Source organism: Mycobacterium sp. P7213, from assembly GCF_900604305.1.
Taxonomy (GTDB): Bacteria; Actinomycetota; Actinomycetes; order Mycobacteriales; family Mycobacteriaceae; genus Mycobacterium.
In genome coordinates this window covers 52,806-67,474 of record NZ_UWOA01000008.1, presented here as the reverse complement: position 1 = coordinate 67,474, position 14,669 = coordinate 52,806, and the positions used below count along the sequence as shown (strand labels likewise).

Sequence of the window (14,669 nt, the reverse complement as noted above, 5' to 3'; positions counted from 1 at the left end):
CTTGTACGGATGTCCGCCTAATGCGGAACTACGGCCCCAGCGGAGCCCGGTGTCGCTTGTCGCGCGCTGGGACTCCATTGGGACCGCCGATGGACTGCGCATAGTTTGCCACTGCGAACGCCACCGCCGCACCGGTTAGCGCCAAAGCGCGCTGATTGATTTTCTCGACCGTGTCACCGGGGCCGCGGTAGTTGGGGTCGAACGCCGCGCCGGGCTTGCCGCCCCACAGTCGGGCCTGAGCGGTGGTCTTGAGCTGGGAAGCACCGGTAGTGATGCCCCCGATAGGCACCCCTGCCACCACGAACGGGCTGTAGTCGGTGTCGCTGCTGAGCGGCATATCGGCGGGCCGCACGCCCACCAGGTTGAGGTAACCGGCCAGGGTGCGCTCGATACCGCCTGATCCGACCGGCACGTCAGCGGGGGTGATGTCGCGGCTCGGCAGCGCGGACTGATCTCCGTCATAGGTGAAGAAGCCGGGGTTGGGAGAGGCGAGCATGTCGAAGTTCAGGTACAGGGCGATGTCGTTGAGCTGCTCGCGGTCTAGCCCGAAGACGTAGTCGCTGGAACCGCCGAGTTGTTGTTCCTCGGCACCCCAGAAAGCGAACCGGACCGCGTTGGTCACCGCCGGCTCCGGACCGAGCTGCAGTGCGGTCTCCAACACCGCCGCCACCCCCGAGCCGTTGTCGTTGATCCCCGGGCTGCCGAGTGCACTGTCGAGGTGCGCGCCCACCATCACGACGTCATGCGGCGAACCGCTTTTCGTCTGCGCCAAAACATTCCGAGACGTGACCTTCTCGGTGTGGCCGTCCAGGACCAGCCGCACCGTTCCGGTCGCGCGACGCAACGCGTGGTCGCCGTCGCGTCCGGCCACCGCTACCGGCATGGTGAGTTGGTCGTAGTACTCCGGAGGGAACAGTCCGGCCGGCGCTCCGGTGCGGCTCGGCAGGCTCACCACGACCAGCGCGGCGGCGCCACGCTGGGCGGCCACGTTCTGCTTGACCACCACCGAGCACCCGGCGTCGCTGACCACCGCGATCCCCCCACGGGGCACCTTCGGCGGGTAGTCGGCCGCCGCGCAACCCGACGACCGCGTCGGGCGGACCACCGGACCACTGATCCCGCCGGCCGGTGTGCGCACCAGCAGCGAGGCCTGATCGACCGGGTAACCAACCCCGGCGACGGTCAGCGTGGGTTTACCGGCCGAGATGGTGTCCAACCGGATGAGTTCGGGCGTCACCACCTCGAAACCCTTGTCGCGCAGGGCATTGGCCACATAATCGGCACTGGCGTCGTACCCCGGCGTGCCGTCAGCCCGATTCCGTTGGTGTGTGTCGGCGATCTCCTGCAGTCGCTGCAGATGCGTCAGCATCCCCGCGACGGTGACCTGGCCCGCCAGCCGATTCGACAGCGGCGGCTGCACGGGCTCCGGCGAGCAGCCCGCCAGTACGCCGACAGCGACCAGCAGGGCTCCCGCCGGACGGATCATGGCTGGGTGAGGATGTGGCGGGTGCGATCGTCGCGCACCGGGACCCCGTTGCGGCCGCTGAGATCCTGGGCGTACAGCCCGACGGAATAGGGCACTCCGCCGCCGTTGATGGCCAGTTCGTCGCGGTCGATGTTCTCGATGGTGTCGCCCTTTTGGTGATAGTTCGGGTCGAAGGGCTCATCGGCGGCGCCGCCCCACAGCTTGGCCTCCTCGGGCGACTTCTTCACCTCCGCACCGGAGAACAACCCGCCGGAGGGGATACCGGCCTGGGTGAATCCGTCGTAGTCGGAGCGGCCGTCGAACGAGGTGTCGCGCGGCTCCTTGCCGGCCGACTTGAGGTAGGCGACCATGGTCCGCTCGATGCCGGCCGAACCTTCCGGCACCACCGGCTGGCCGCGCTTGTCCGCCGGCAGCGACTGGTCGCCGTCGTAGGTGAAATAGCCGGGATTCGGCGAACCCAGCATGTCGAAGTTCAGATACAGCGCGATGTTCTTGAGTTGCTCCTCGTCCAGCGACTCGACGTACTTCCGCGAGCCGATCAGGCCGAGCTCTTCGGCGCCCCAGAAACCGAACCGCACTGCATTGCGCACCTCGGGCGAATCTCCCAACTGCAAAGCGGTTTCCAGCACCGCGGCGACGCCGGAGCCGTTGTCGTTGATGCCGGGGCCCTCCGGAACGCTGTCCAGGTGGGCTCCGAGCATGACCACGTTCTCCGTTGACCCGCTCTTGGTCTGCGCAATCACATTGCGGGACGGGATGTCGTCGGTGTGCGCTTCGAGCTTGACCGTCATCGCCCCGCGTCCGTCGCGCAGCATCGCGCCGTCAGCCTTGGTCACGCTCACCACCGGAACCTTGACCTCGGTCTGCTCACCGAGGGTGCCGCCCATCTTCGGTTCGTCGACGCTGTCGGCCACCACCATCGCCACCGCGCCCAGCTCGACGGCGACGGCCATCTTCTCCTTGAACGGGCAGGTGCCGCGGTCTACCAGTACGACGGCGCCTTTGACCGTCAGCCCCTCGTAGTCTTCGGCGCTGCAGCCGGGGCTGTCGTCAGCCGGTGCCGCGACCAGCGGACCGGTGACCCCCTCGGGCGGTGTCCCGAGGCTGTACATCAGCGCGCGGGCTTCGACTGTTTTGTCGCCGAGGTGCACCGAGCCGGGCTCGGATTTGAACACCCGCGCGGTGAACTCCGGGGTCTGGACGTCGAAGCCGTGATCACGCAAGGTGCTGGCCACGTACTCGACGCTGGCGTCGTAGCCCGGGGTGCCGATGGCACGGGTGCCGTTGTTGGCGTCGGCGATGTCCTGCAGCTTCTGCAGGTGCGCCATCATGGCGTCGACCGTGACCTTGTCGCGCAGGCTACTGGCGAACTCAGCGGCCGCGGCGGGATCTGCTCCCTGCTCGGTGTTTTCCGGCGTGCGGCTGCAGCCGGCGCTGAACAGCGCACCGACCAACACGGCGCCGAGGGCAGGGATCAACTTCGACTTGTAGTCCACCGACCCCACGTTAGTGGGTAGGAAGCTGATGCGAAGTCAGGCCCGGCCGCCGCAACGCACGACGACCAGCTCGGCGATCGCGGCCATACCGGCGGCGTTGGGGTGAAAGGGCCATGGCCACCACGGCAGCGGCAGGCCCGCTCCCACCGTCCAGGCTCGCGCCGACCAGGGATGGTGCTCCCGGCTGGCATCGCCGGCGCGGATGAGCTCACAGCCGGTGGCGGCGGCCGCCGCGGCGGTGTGGCGCTCCAAACCGTGGGCGACGTGGCGGGCCAGCGTCACGACGTCCTCGGGCAACCGCCCGGCGCTGACCCCGGCCGGCGGCAGCAGAGTCAGGTAGTCGACGAAGAACACCCGAGCCTGCGGTGCGCGGCTCCGCACGGCCGCGCCGACGGCCCGCAGCGCTGCTTCGACCTCGCCCAGCGCCTGCTTGCGCTGCCCAGGGTCCAACAGCGCGGCCACGGCGGGCAGCCGCTGGAAGATCCCGGGCAGCGTCGCGGCCATCAACAGCGGCACGTAGCCGACATCGTTGCCGCCGATGGTGACGGTCACCAGGGACTCCGAACCGTCCAGCGCGTCGATCTGGGGTGGCGCACCGTGTTGGCGCTCCTTGAGCAGATGGGCAGTCGTGGCGCCGGAGAACGTGACGTCAACCAGATCGAGGTTCAGCCTGCGGGCGACCAGGTGCGGGTAGTTGCGTGCCGAGCGGCCCGACGCCCGCGGCGCGCCGGCGGCACGAGGCCGGATTCCGGGTCCGGCCGCCATCGAACTCCCTAAGGCGACATAGCGATTCATCGACGTTGCTCTCCGCCGAGCGGGAATCCGGCGAAGCGACATGGCGCCGACGCATCGCGACGTTCACCCTCGACGGGCATCACAGGGCGGGGCTCGACGCCTGCGCCCAGAACCGCTTCGGAATTCGTCCGGCACGTCGCGCCAGATACCCGGCGGTGACTGCGGCCGCCATGGCCGCGGCCATCGCCGGCGGGTCGGCCGCCCGGGTCACCGCGGTGGCCAGCAGCACCGCATCGCAGCCCAGCTCCATTGCCAGCGCGGCATCGCTGGCGGTGCCGATGCCGGCGTCGAGCACCACCGGGACCCCGGCGGCGGCGACGATCATCTCGATGCTGTGCGGGTTGGCGATGCCCAGCCCGGTGCCGATCGGCGAGCCCAGCGGCATCACGGCCGCACATCCGACGTCCTCGAGCCGGCGGGCCAGCACCGGGTCGTCATTGGTGTAGGGCAGCACCACAAACCCGTCGTCGACCAATTGTTCAGCGGCACGCACCAATTCGATGCCGTCTGGCAGCAGGGTGCGCTCGTCGCCGATCACCTCCAGCTTGACCCATTCGGTACCGAGCGCCTCACGTGCCAACTGGGCGGTCAGCACCGCTTCAGCGGCACTGCGGCAGCCGGCGGTGTTGGGCAGCGGCGTAATGCCGAGCCGGCTCAGCAGGTCCAGCATGCCGGTTCCGCCTTCGGCATCGACGCGGCGCATCGCGACCGTGGTCAGCTCGGTGCCGGAAGCCACCAACGCCTCTTCCAGCGACGTCAAGCTTTGCGCCCCACCGGTTCCCATGATGAGCCGGGAGCTGAACTCCCGCCCGGCGATGGTCAATTTCACGTCGTCAACCACCTTGCACCGCCGTCACCACGTCGAGACAGGCACCATCGGACAACGTGGTGGCCCAGCGCGATTTCGGCAGCACCGCCCGGTCAACCGCCACCGCGATACCGCGATCGGGATAACCCATCGAAGCCAGCAGCGACGCGACGGTAGTCGCCTCAGCCACTTCCACCTGCTTCTGGTTGACATTGATGATCATTGCTGTACTCCAACCGGAAGTAGTTCGGACACAACCTGTTCGGCGGTCCATGGTGCCAACAGGAACCCGTTGCGGCCATGCCCGGCAGCGACATAGGTCCGGTCGTCGAGACGATGCACCAGCGGCAGGTTGTCCGGCGTCATCGGCCGCAGGCCCGCGGCGCATTCGGCCAGCTCATACTCCCCCAGCGCCGGAACCAGCGCGCAGGCGTCGTCGAGCAGGTCGCGCACCCCGGAGACCGCCGGCGCGGTGTCTCGGCCGTGCTCGTACTGGGTAGCCCCCACCACCACACCATCGGGACGCGGCACCAGATAGACCGCGCGACCGTGCACCCGCGCTCGGATCACCCGCTGCGGTGGCGGCAGGCAGCCTTTGCGCCAGCGCAGCCGCAACACCTCGCCCTTGACCGGGCGGATCGCCAGGCCGGGCCACAGCGCGGGGGCGTCGATGCCGTTGGCGATCACCACCGCATCGTCGGTGGCCACTTCGGCGAGGTCTCCCACCGGTGGGGCCCAACTGACGCCCAGGTCCTCGCACGAGTCGACCAGGGCGGTGACCACCGCGCGGTTGTCCACCGCCAATTCGGTGGGGGCCCGGAAACCGTGCCGAATGGTGCCGGCCAGCAGCGGTTCGATGTCACGGGCGGCGGATTCCCAGATCACCGGGTGGCCCTGCGCGGACAGCCAGTCGGCGACAGTGCGCAAGTCTGCGACGTCGGCGCGGTCGGCGGCCACCACCAGCGATTCGCGCGCGGTGACAACCTGGGCCGGCAGCCCGTCGAGGAAGTCGTGCCACAGCTCCAGCGAGCGCAATCCCAGCCGCAGCTGCCGGTCCTCGCCCGGCCACCCCTCACTGTGCGGGGCCAGCATGCCACCTGCCACCCAGGAGGCGCCGTATTCGGTGGTGCGGTGCACCCGCACCGACCAGCCGACCCGGGCGGCCTGCCGAGCCACCGACAGCCCGATGACACCGCCGCCGATCACGGCCAGCGAACCGAGCGAGGGTCCGGGCATGTGCTGCTCCCTTCCACCTGCTCGCGTGTCAACACACCAAGCTAGCCGCTAGCGTCGCGGTGTGCACAAACCCTCCGGCCGACCCCCCAGCCCGCCCTCCGACCGTCGCGCCCGACTCGCGGATGCCCGGCTCTACCTGTGCACCGATGCCCGCCGGGAACGCGGTGACCTGGCCGAGTTCGCCGATGCCGCGCTGGCCGGTGGCGTCGACATCATCCAACTGCGCGACAAGGGTTCGGCGGGCGAGCAGCGGTTCGGCCCGCTGGAGGCCCGCGGCGAACTGGCGGCGCTGGAGATCCTGGCTGACGCCGCGCGACAGCACGGGGCCCTGCTGGCGGTCAATGACCGCGCCGACATCGCCCGTGCCGCCGGTGCCGACGTGCTGCACCTGGGCCAAGACGACCTGCCGCTGCCGGCGGCGCGCGAGGTCATCGGGCCGCAGATGCTGATCGGCCGGTCGTGCCATGACCGCGATCAGGTCAGCACGGCCCTGTCCGAGCCGGTCGACTACTTCTGCACTGGGCCGTGCTGGCCCACGCCGACCAAGCCGGGCCGATCGGCCCCGGGGCTGGAGCTGGTGCGGTTCGCCGCCGACGCGGGCCAGGCCAAGCCGTGGTTCGCCATCGGCGGTATCGACCTCGAGCGGCTGCCGCAGGTGGTGGCGGCCGGCGCCAGCCGGGTGGTGGTGGTGCGCGCGATCACCGCTGCCGAGGACCCCCGGGCCGCGGCGGCGGCACTGCGGGCCGGGCTGACCGGGGCGTAGCGGGCGGCCGGTCTCAGCCGGGCAGTTCCAGCCCGCGCAACAAATCCCAGCTGGCGGCGAAACCCGGATGCAACGGCAGCCCGGCGACGTCATGTTCGTCGACCCACCGCAGTTCGGTGCTCTCTCCATTGGGCACCACCGGCAGCAACTCGTCGGCGTCGGCGACGACGGTGGTGTAGGTCCAGCTGGTGCCACTGGCCGACGCGGTCACCACCGCCGCGCGCACGATGATCCGCTCGGCGGGCAGGCCGGCCTCCTCATGCGCCTCCCGGATCGCGGCCTCTTCAGCGGTCTCGTGGCTGTCGCGAGCGCCGCCGGGCAGCGCCCAGGTGCCGCCCTGATGGCTCCACCAGGCGCGGTGTTGCAGCAGCACGGTGCGGGCACCATTGGGCCGGGGAGCCCGCAGAAGCAGCCCCGCCGCACCGTGCCGGCCCCAGAAGCGGACGCCGGTATCGGAGAACGCCCACCCATCGCCGTCACCACGCACGCTTGGAAGCGTATCGGGGCGGGCAAGGTCTCGGTTCTGGCGAGATCACGCGACGTTTTCGACAACAACCGGCCCGAGAGGCCGCGCAGACACCGCCCACGCTCTTAGAATCCCTTTATTATCGTTGGTGCCGCGATCAGCCGCAGGGATGGAGCCTGAACAGACGTGACCGTTGAGTTGGCGCACCCGTCAACCGAGCCAGCGGGGTTACGGTCGCCGACCGAACCGGCCAGACCCCGATGGTGGTTCTTCACCACCACCCCCGGCCGCATTCTGGCCATCGGACTCATCCTCGCCGCCCTCGGCGGCCTCAGCGCCTTCGCCACCGCCACCACGATCAACAACCGGCAGAACACCCTGACCACGGTGCTCGACCACACCGAGCCGTTGGCGTATGCCGCCGGGCAGCTCTACACCACCCTGTCGGTCGCCGACGCCGCGGCAGCCACCGCATTCATCGCCCAGGGCGAACCGCGGGCGGTGCGGGAACGCTACGAACAGGCCATCACCGCCGCCGCGGTGGCAGTGACCAGGGCCTCCGGCGGTCTGGACGACGAGCCACTGCTGCAACTGCTGGGCCGAATCAATGCGCAGCTGGCCGTCTACACCGGTCTGATCGAGACGGCCCGGACCAATAACCGCTCGGGTGATCCAGTCGGCTCGTCGTACCTGTCGGAAGCCTCCGAGCTGATGCAGCACACCATCCTTCCCGACGCCCAGCGCCTCTACCAGGCGACTTCGGCGACCGTGGACGTGCAGACCACGGCGTCGACGCGGGTTCCGGCACCGGTGATTTTGGTGGTCGCGACCACCGTGCTGTTCGGCGCGTTCGCGCACCGCTGGCTGGCCCGACACACCCGGCGCCGGATCAACCCCGGTCTGGTCGCCGGTGGCCTCGCGATTCTGTTGATGGTCATCTGGGTCGGAACGGTGCTGGTGATCTCCACCGCGGGCAGCCGCACCGCCAAGGACACCGGCGCCGAGTCGCTCAAAGAGATCACCAATCTGGCGATCACCGCGCAGCAGGCCCGTGCCGACGAGACCCTGTCGCTGATCCGGCGCGGCGACGAGGAGACCCGCAAGCAGACCTTCTACCAGCGCATCGACACCATGCAGGAGCAGCTGCAGGAGTATCTGGAGCGCGGCGACGCCGTGGACAAGGCCGACCTGGCCAACGCCGGGCAGCTGCTGGCCCGCTGGCGGCAGGCCAATGATCGGATGAACGCGTACATCAGCGTCGGCAACTACCGGGCCGCCACCCAGGTCGCGCTGGGAGGCAGCGGCGACGACTCGACGCCGGCGTTCGACCAGCTCGATGCGGCCCTGGACAAGGCGCTGCAGCACAGTCGCAATCAGCTGCGCGGCGATGTCCTCAACGCCCGCCGGGTACTGTCGGTGGCCCCGGTGGGCGGCGCGGTACTGAGCATGGGTGCCGCGATCGCGGTCGCGCTGGGCTTGTGGCCTCGACTGAACGAGTACAGATGATGATCCAACGTCGGCCCCGGTTGCTGCTGTGCGCATTGAGCGCCGTGTTGGTGCTGTCCGGCCTGACCGGCTGCGGCCGCTCGGAATTCGTGACCGCGACCGCGATGCCGACGCTGCCACCGCCCACCCCGGCCGGTATGGAGGAGTTGGCGCCGGAGGCGCCACGGCCGCCGGAACCGCGCACCGAGGACTGCGATGCCACCGCCAGCCTGCGCCCGTTCCACACCAAGGCCGAGGCTGATGCGGCGGTCGCCAAGATCCGCCATCGGGGCCGGCTGATCGTCGGGCTGGACATCGGCAGCAACCTGTTCAGCTTCCGCGACCCGATAACCGGTGAGATCACCGGCTTCGACGTCGATATCGCCGGCGAGGTAGCCCGCGACATCTTCGGCACGCCCTCGCAAGTCGAATACCGAATACTGGCGTCGGCCGAACGGATCGCGGCCCTGCAGAAGTCCGAAGTCGATATCGTGGTCAAGACCATGAGCATCACTTGCGGCCGACGTGAGCTGGTGAACTTCTCCACGGTGTACCTGGTGGCCAATCAGCGACTGCTGGTCCCGCGCGACTCCGCGATCCGCCAGGCCGCGGACCTCTCCGGCAAGCGGGTCTGTGTGGCGCAGGGCACCACCTCGCTGCGGCGGATCCGCAACATCACTCCGGCCCCGATCATCGTTTCGGTGGTGAACTGGGCCGACTGCCTGGTGGCGCTGCAACAGCGTCAGGTCGACGCCGTCAGCACCGACGACTCGATCTTGGCCGGCCTGATGTCTCAGGACCCGTACCTGCACATCGTCGGACCGAGCATGGACGAGGAGCCGTACGGGATCGGGATCAACCTGAACAACACCGGGCTGGTGCGCTTCGTCAACGGAACACTGGAGCGCATCCGCCGCGACGGCACGTGGAACACCTTGTACCGCAAGTGGTTGACGGTGCTGGGGCCGGCGCCGGTACCACCGACACCGAGGTATTCGGACTGATGGCTGACCGCGACGACGACGCAGGGCAGACCGCGGCCGAACTGGAAGACGACGGCCCGGCCACTCAGCGCGCGGACGTGCTGGCGGAATCGTCGTCGGTACGTCGGCCGATGTCGACCCAGGCGATCTTCCGCCCCCGGGAGGGCTCGAACTCCGCGATTTCGGTCGAATCCCATGACACGACGGTGGTGCGCCCCGTCGCTCCGCGGCGGCGGCTGGGCGGCGGCCTGGTGGAGATCCCCCGGGTTCCCCCGATCGACCCGCTCGCCGCGCTGATGGACGATCCGGAAGTCGCCGAGTCCAAGCGCTTCTGCTGGAATTGCGGCCGACCGGTGGGCCGGTCCACCGGGGATGCGAAGGGCGCCTCCGAAGGCTGGTGCCCACACTGTGGAAGCCCGTATTCCTTTCTGCCGCAGCTCAAACCCGGCGATATGGTGGCCGGCCAATACGAGATCAAGGGCTGCGTGGCCCACGGCGGTCTGGGCTGGGTGTATCTGGCGGTCGACCACAACGTCAACGAGCGTCCGGTGGTGCTCAAGGGCCTGGTGCATTCCGGCGACGCCGAGGCGCAGGCCATCGCGATGGCCGAGCGGCAGTTCCTCGCCGAGGTAACCCATCCGTCGATCGTCAAGATCTTCAACTTCGTTCAGCACCCGGACTCCCACGGCGACCCGGTCGGCTACATCGTGATGGAGTACGTCGGCGGCCAATCGCTCAAACAGCGCCGCGGCACTCGGCTGCCGGTAGCCCAAGCCATCGCCTACATGCTGGAAATCCTTCCCGCCCTGGGTTATCTGCATTCACTGGGCCTGGTCTACAACGACCTCAAGCCGGAGAACATAGTGCTCACCGAGGAGCAGCTGAAGCTGATCGACCTCGGCGCGGTGGCACGCATCAACTCCTTCGGCTACCTCTACGGCACCCCCGGGTTCCAGGCGCCCGACATCGTTCGCACCGGTCCTACCGTGGCCACCGACATCTACACCGTGGGTCGGACCCTGGCCGCGCTGACGCTGAAGTTGCGCACCCGTGACGGCCGCTACGTCGAGGGACTGCCCGACGACGACCCGGTGTTGAAGAAGTACGACTCCTACCGCCGGCTGCTGCGGCGGGCCATCGATCCCGACCCGCGAAGGCGGTTCTCCTCTGCCGAGGAGATGTCCGCGCAGCTGATGGGCGTACTGCGCGAAGTGGTGGCCCGCGACACCGGGACACCGCGGCCCGGCCTGTCGACGGTGTTCACCCGTTCGCGGTCCACCTTCGGCGAGCACCTGCTGGTCGCGCACACCGACGTCTACCTGGACGGGCATGTGCACTCCCAGAACCTGACGGCACGTGAGATCGTGACTGCCCTGCAGGTGCCGCTGATCGACCCGAGCGATGTCGCCGCTCCACTGTTGTCGTCGATGGAGCTCAGCGAACCGGTGCAGACACTCGACTCGCTGCGCGCTGTGCGAAACAGCTCGCTGGAGTCCGATGGCATCGATTTGTCGGAGTCCATCGGCCTGCCGCTGATGGAGGTGCGGGCGCTGCTCGACCTGGGCAACGTCACCAAGGCGACCAGCAAGCTCGACGCCCTGGCGGAGCAGGTGGGCTGGCTCTGGCGGCTGGTCTGGTTCCGTGGGGTGGCCGAACTGCTCACCGGCGACTACGAGGCGGCCCGCAAAGACTTCACCGAGGTGCTCGACATGTTCCCCGGCGAGCTGGCGCCGAAGATGGCGTTGGCCGCCACCGCCGAGCTGGCCGGAACCGACGACGAGCGCGGTTTCTACGAGTCGGTGTGGCACACCGACGACAGCGTGATCTCGGCCGCCTTCGGTCTGGCCCGCGCTCTTTCGGTGGAAGGCGACCGGACCGCGGCTGTCCGTACCCTCGACGAAGTTCCAGCCACCTCAAGGCATTTCACCACCGCGCGGTTGACCAGCGCGGTGACACTGCTGTCGGGGCGTTCGTCCAGCGAGATCACTGAGGCCCAGATCCGTGATGCTGCCCGCCGGGTGGAGGCGCTGCCGGACACCGAACCGCGAGTGTTGCAGATCCGGGCGCTGGTGCTGGGCGCGGCGATGGACTGGCTGACCGAGCACGAGGCCAGCACGAACCACATCCTCGGATTCCCGTTCACCGAGCACGGTTTGCGGCTCGGTGTGGAGATGGCGCTGCGCGCCCTGGCCCGGCTCGCGCCCACCCAGGAGCATCGCTACCGCCTGGTCGACACGGCCAACGCGGTGCGGCCGATGAGCACGTTCTAGATCCGATGACCGTCCCCAGCCGGCTTCGGCGAGCTTGCGCGATTTCCGTGACCTTAGTGGTCGCGCTGGCGCCACCGGCCACCGCGACGCCGAGCGACCAGACCAGCGGGGTGACCCTGTCCCAGACCTCGGTCGACGGCCGAGACTACTTCCTGCGGGAGATCACCATCGAACCCGGCGGCAGCACCGGGTGGCACTGGCATCCCGGCACCGTCTTCGGCGTCGTGCGACAGGGCACCTTGACCCATCATCGCGCCGACTGCAGTCTCGACGGCAGCTACGGACCCGGCGATCCGATCACCGAACCCGGCGGGCCCGAGCATGCCCACATCGGCCGCAACCTGGGGTCGACTCCGGTGGTGCTGCAGGCGGTGTACCTGTTGCCGATAGGCGCCCCGCTCTTCGAGGATGCGCCCGACCCCGGTTGTGGTTACGCCTGACCGGTCCCTGAAGCTGCTCAGCCCAGCCGGCGCAGCCGCGGCTCCAGGTCGGTCTTGAACAGCTCCAGGAAACGGCGCTGGTCGTGGCCGGGTGCGTGGAACACCAGGTGGTTCAGGCCCCACTGCACGTACTCGCCGACTTTCTCCACGGCCTCATCGGGGTCCGAGGCGACGATCCAGCGTTTGGCGATCTGCTCGATCGGCAGCGCGTCGGCGGCCTTCTCCATCTCGATCGGGTCGTCGATGGAGTGCTTCTGCTCGGCGGTCAGCGACAGCGGCGCCCAGAATCGAGTGTTGTTCAGCGCCAGGTCGGGATCCGGGTCATAGGAGATCTTGATCTCGATCATCTTGTCGACGCCGTCGACGTCGCGTTCGGCGATGGCCGCGCCCTCGCGCACGGCCGGCATCAGCTTCTCGGTGTAGAGCTCCGCGCCCTTGCCGGAGGTGCAGATGAAACCGTCGCCGACGCGCCCCGCGTACTTCGCCACCGCCGGCCCCCCGGCCGCGATGTAGACCGGCACTCCGGACTCCGGGACGTCGTAGATCGAGGCGCCCTTGAGCTTGTAGTAGTCGCCGTCGAAGTCCACCCGGTCACCGCGCCACAGTTCGCGCATCAGCCGCACCGACTCACGCAGCCGCCCGAACCGCTCCTTGAACTCGGGCCACTCGCCGGTGAAACCGGTGGCAATCTCGTTCAAAGCCTCGCCGGTGCCAACCCCCAGAAAGATCCGCTGCGGATACAGGCAGCTCATCGTCGCGAAAGCCTGCGCGATGACGGCGGGGTTGTACCGGAAGGTCGGGGTCAGCACCGAGGTGCCGAGCTGGATCTTGCTGGTCCGCTCGCCGACCGCGGTCATCCAGGCCAACGAGAACGGGGCATGCCCGCCTTCATGCCGCCAGGGCTGGAAGTGGTCGCTGACGGTGGCGCTGTCCATCCCATGCGCTTCGGCGGCTACGCCGAGCTCCACCAGCTCCCGCGGCCCGAACTGCTCTGCCGATGCCTTGTACCCGAGTTTTAGTTCCGCCATTCCACCTTTTCTACTCTCCCGCCGCCTTTCTAAACTCACGGGCATGGGTGAGAAGCTCGTCGAGCTCGTTCCGGTGACCGAACGGGTGTACTTGGCCCGCGGTGAAGCCGTCAACTGGCTGCTGGTCACCGACGACAGCGGAGTCATGTTGATCGACGCCGGTTACCCCGGCGATCGCGCCGACGTGTCGGCGTCGCTGGGCGCCTTGGGCTATCGCCCGGCCGATGTGCGGGCGGTGTTGCTCACCCATGCCCACGTCGACCATTTCGGTGCGGCGATCTGGCTCGCAAAGACCCACGGCACCCCGGTCTACTGCCACGCCGACGAGGTCGGCCACGCCAAACGCGAGTATCTGGAGCAGGTTTCACCGCTGGCGTTGGCTCCGCGACTGTGGCGGCCGAGCTGGGCACTGTGGAGCGCGCACGTGGTGCGCAGCGGCGGCCTGAACCGGGAGGGCATCCCGTCCGCACAAGCGCTGACCGGCGAGATCGCCGCCGGACTGCCCGGTCAGCCGGTCGCCATCCCCACCCCCGGCCACACCCGCGGGCACTGCTCGTACCTGGTCGATGGCGTGCTGGCCAGCGGGGATGCGCTGATCACCGGTCATCCGGTGTTGTCGCACAGCGGGCCGCAGCTGCTGCCGGAGCTCTTCAGCTACAGCCAGCAGGACTGTCTGCGCAGCCTCAGCGCGCTGGCGCTGCTGGAGACCGAGGTCTTGGCACCCGGTCACGGCGATGTCTGGCATGGGCCGATCAAAGAGGCCGCCGAGGCCGCAATCGAGCGTGCCAGCAAATATTAAGGTCACGATCGGATAAGTGCTGATCCCGCAGATTAAGGACGGCCCTTACCGAATCGCTCCGTACATGTGGAGTGATTGCCGCCAAAAGCTGCGGCCAGTGCAGGAACGATGGCTGCAAGCGTCAATCGTGTGCCCCAGGACACATGGCGTGCACTCCAGCCGCGCGTACCTTGGGCTCCGGACGGGAACTGCATTCCACACCCGGAAGGAAAATCAATGTCGAAAGCCCACGGCTTCACCATGTTTCACCGGCTCGGCCTCGGTGCCGGACTGCTTGGCGCCACCGCCGCCGCCCTGGTCGTCGCGCCGTCGGCGTCTGCGGCACCGGACTGCAGTCCAGCTGGGGTATCCCACACCGTGAACTCGGTGACGGGTTCAGCGCGGCAGTACCTGGCCGCTCACCCCGGCGCCAACGCGGTGGTGAATCAGGCCATCGGCGCACCGCGGCCACAAGCCGCCGCGGATGTGCGCAGCTACTTCACCGCTCACCCCCAGGAGTACTTCGAACTGCGGAACATCCTGGCGCCCATCGGCGAGACGCAACGGCAATGCCAGACCACGGGCCTGCCGCCCGAGTTGGCTTCGGCCTACGCCGAATTCATGGCCGGATAGCG

General features: G+C 68.6%; 15 protein-coding genes. 7 read left to right on the top strand and 8 right to left on the bottom strand.

Annotated elements, in window-relative coordinates; genetic code table 11:
• Window positions 1–28: 28 nt before the first annotated feature.
• The 6 genes from EJK91_RS04680 to thiO form a co-directional block, all read right to left on the bottom strand.
• Window positions 29–1,486: a M28 family peptidase gene (locus tag EJK91_RS04680; protein ID WP_125078364.1), complete on the bottom strand. Its 1,458-nt coding sequence runs from the start codon at window positions 1,484–1,486 to the stop codon at window positions 29–31.
• Window positions 1,483–2,928 carry a M28 family metallopeptidase gene (locus tag EJK91_RS04675; protein ID WP_369797552.1) on the bottom strand — a complete coding sequence of 482 codons (1,446 nt, stop codon included), beginning with the start codon at window positions 2,926–2,928 and terminating at the stop codon, window positions 1,483–1,485. The genes EJK91_RS04680 and EJK91_RS04675 overlap by 4 nt, the downstream gene beginning before the upstream one ends.
• A 90-nt stretch (window positions 2,929–3,018) precedes the next feature.
• A complete protein-coding gene (locus tag EJK91_RS04670; protein WP_046301634.1) occupies window positions 3,019–3,777 on the bottom strand; it encodes an SGNH/GDSL hydrolase family protein in 759 nt (252 codons plus the stop codon).
• 79 nt (window positions 3,778–3,856) lie between these two features.
• Window positions 3,857–4,606 (bottom strand): thiazole synthase, encoded by a 750-nt coding sequence (locus EJK91_RS04665; RefSeq protein ID WP_369797550.1) that lies wholly within the window; start codon window positions 4,604–4,606, stop codon window positions 3,857–3,859.
• 4 nt (window positions 4,607–4,610) lie between these two features.
• Entirely contained in the window at window positions 4,611–4,808 is a 198-nt protein-coding gene (gene thiS / locus EJK91_RS04660; RefSeq protein WP_024440138.1) for a sulfur carrier protein ThiS, read from the bottom strand.
• Window positions 4,805–5,821, bottom strand: coding sequence for a glycine oxidase ThiO (gene thiO / locus EJK91_RS04655; RefSeq protein WP_125078363.1), 1,017 nt, complete (start codon window positions 5,819–5,821; stop codon window positions 4,805–4,807). The genes thiS and thiO overlap by 4 nt, the downstream gene beginning before the upstream one ends.
• Window positions 5,822–5,882: 61 nt before the next feature.
• Between thiO and thiE the strand changes: the two genes are divergently transcribed.
• Window positions 5,883–6,584, top strand: a complete 702-nt coding sequence (thiE, locus tag EJK91_RS04650) for a thiamine phosphate synthase (RefSeq protein ID WP_046301635.1) — start codon at window positions 5,883–5,885, stop codon at window positions 6,582–6,584.
• A 13-nt stretch (window positions 6,585–6,597) separates the two neighbouring features.
• Here the strand turns inward: thiE and EJK91_RS04645 are convergent, their stop codons facing one another.
• Window positions 6,598–7,071: an NUDIX hydrolase gene (locus EJK91_RS04645; protein ID WP_125078362.1), complete on the bottom strand. Its 474-nt coding sequence runs from the start codon at window positions 7,069–7,071 to the stop codon at window positions 6,598–6,600.
• A gap of 165 nt (window positions 7,072–7,236) precedes the next feature.
• Here EJK91_RS04645 and glnX point away from each other — a divergent pair, with 165 nt between their 5' ends.
• Genes glnX through EJK91_RS04625 form a run of 4 tightly spaced genes read left to right on the top strand, consistent with a single transcriptional unit; the run spans window position 7,237 to window position 12,228 of the window.
• On the top strand, window positions 7,237–8,556 hold the full coding sequence (glnX, locus tag EJK91_RS04640; protein ID WP_024440142.1) for a protein kinase G-activating protein GlnX: 1,320 nt from the start codon (window positions 7,237–7,239) through the stop codon (window positions 8,554–8,556).
• A complete protein-coding gene (locus EJK91_RS04635; protein WP_036456830.1) occupies window positions 8,556–9,539 on the top strand; it encodes a glutamate ABC transporter substrate-binding protein in 984 nt (327 codons plus the stop codon). The genes glnX and EJK91_RS04635 overlap by 1 nt, the downstream gene beginning before the upstream one ends.
• Window positions 9,539–11,788: a serine/threonine-protein kinase PknG gene (locus tag EJK91_RS04630; RefSeq protein WP_024440144.1), complete on the top strand. Its 2,250-nt coding sequence runs from the start codon at window positions 9,539–9,541 to the stop codon at window positions 11,786–11,788. Before EJK91_RS04635 ends, EJK91_RS04630 begins: the two co-directional genes overlap by 1 nt.
• A gap of 47 nt (window positions 11,789–11,835) precedes the next feature.
• A complete protein-coding gene (locus EJK91_RS04625; protein ID WP_231383940.1) occupies window positions 11,836–12,228 on the top strand; it encodes a cupin domain-containing protein in 393 nt (130 codons plus the stop codon).
• A 17-nt stretch (window positions 12,229–12,245) separates the two neighbouring features.
• Here the strand turns inward: EJK91_RS04625 and fgd are convergent, their stop codons facing one another.
• Window positions 12,246–13,256, bottom strand: a complete 1,011-nt coding sequence (fgd, locus tag EJK91_RS04620) for a glucose-6-phosphate dehydrogenase (coenzyme-F420) (protein ID WP_125078361.1) — start codon at window positions 13,254–13,256, stop codon at window positions 12,246–12,248.
• A 43-nt stretch (window positions 13,257–13,299) separates the two neighbouring features.
• Between fgd and EJK91_RS04615 the strand changes: the two genes are divergently transcribed.
• Both EJK91_RS04615 and EJK91_RS04610 read left to right on the top strand, forming a co-directional pair.
• Window positions 13,300–14,055 carry an MBL fold metallo-hydrolase gene (locus EJK91_RS04615; protein WP_024440147.1) on the top strand — a complete coding sequence of 252 codons (756 nt, stop codon included), beginning with the start codon at window positions 13,300–13,302 and terminating at the stop codon, window positions 14,053–14,055.
• Between the two features lie 216 nt (window positions 14,056–14,271).
• On the top strand, window positions 14,272–14,667 hold the full coding sequence (locus EJK91_RS04610) for a heme-binding protein (protein ID WP_024440148.1): 396 nt from the start codon (window positions 14,272–14,274) through the stop codon (window positions 14,665–14,667).
• The last annotated feature ends 2 nt before the right edge of the window (window positions 14,668–14,669 follow it).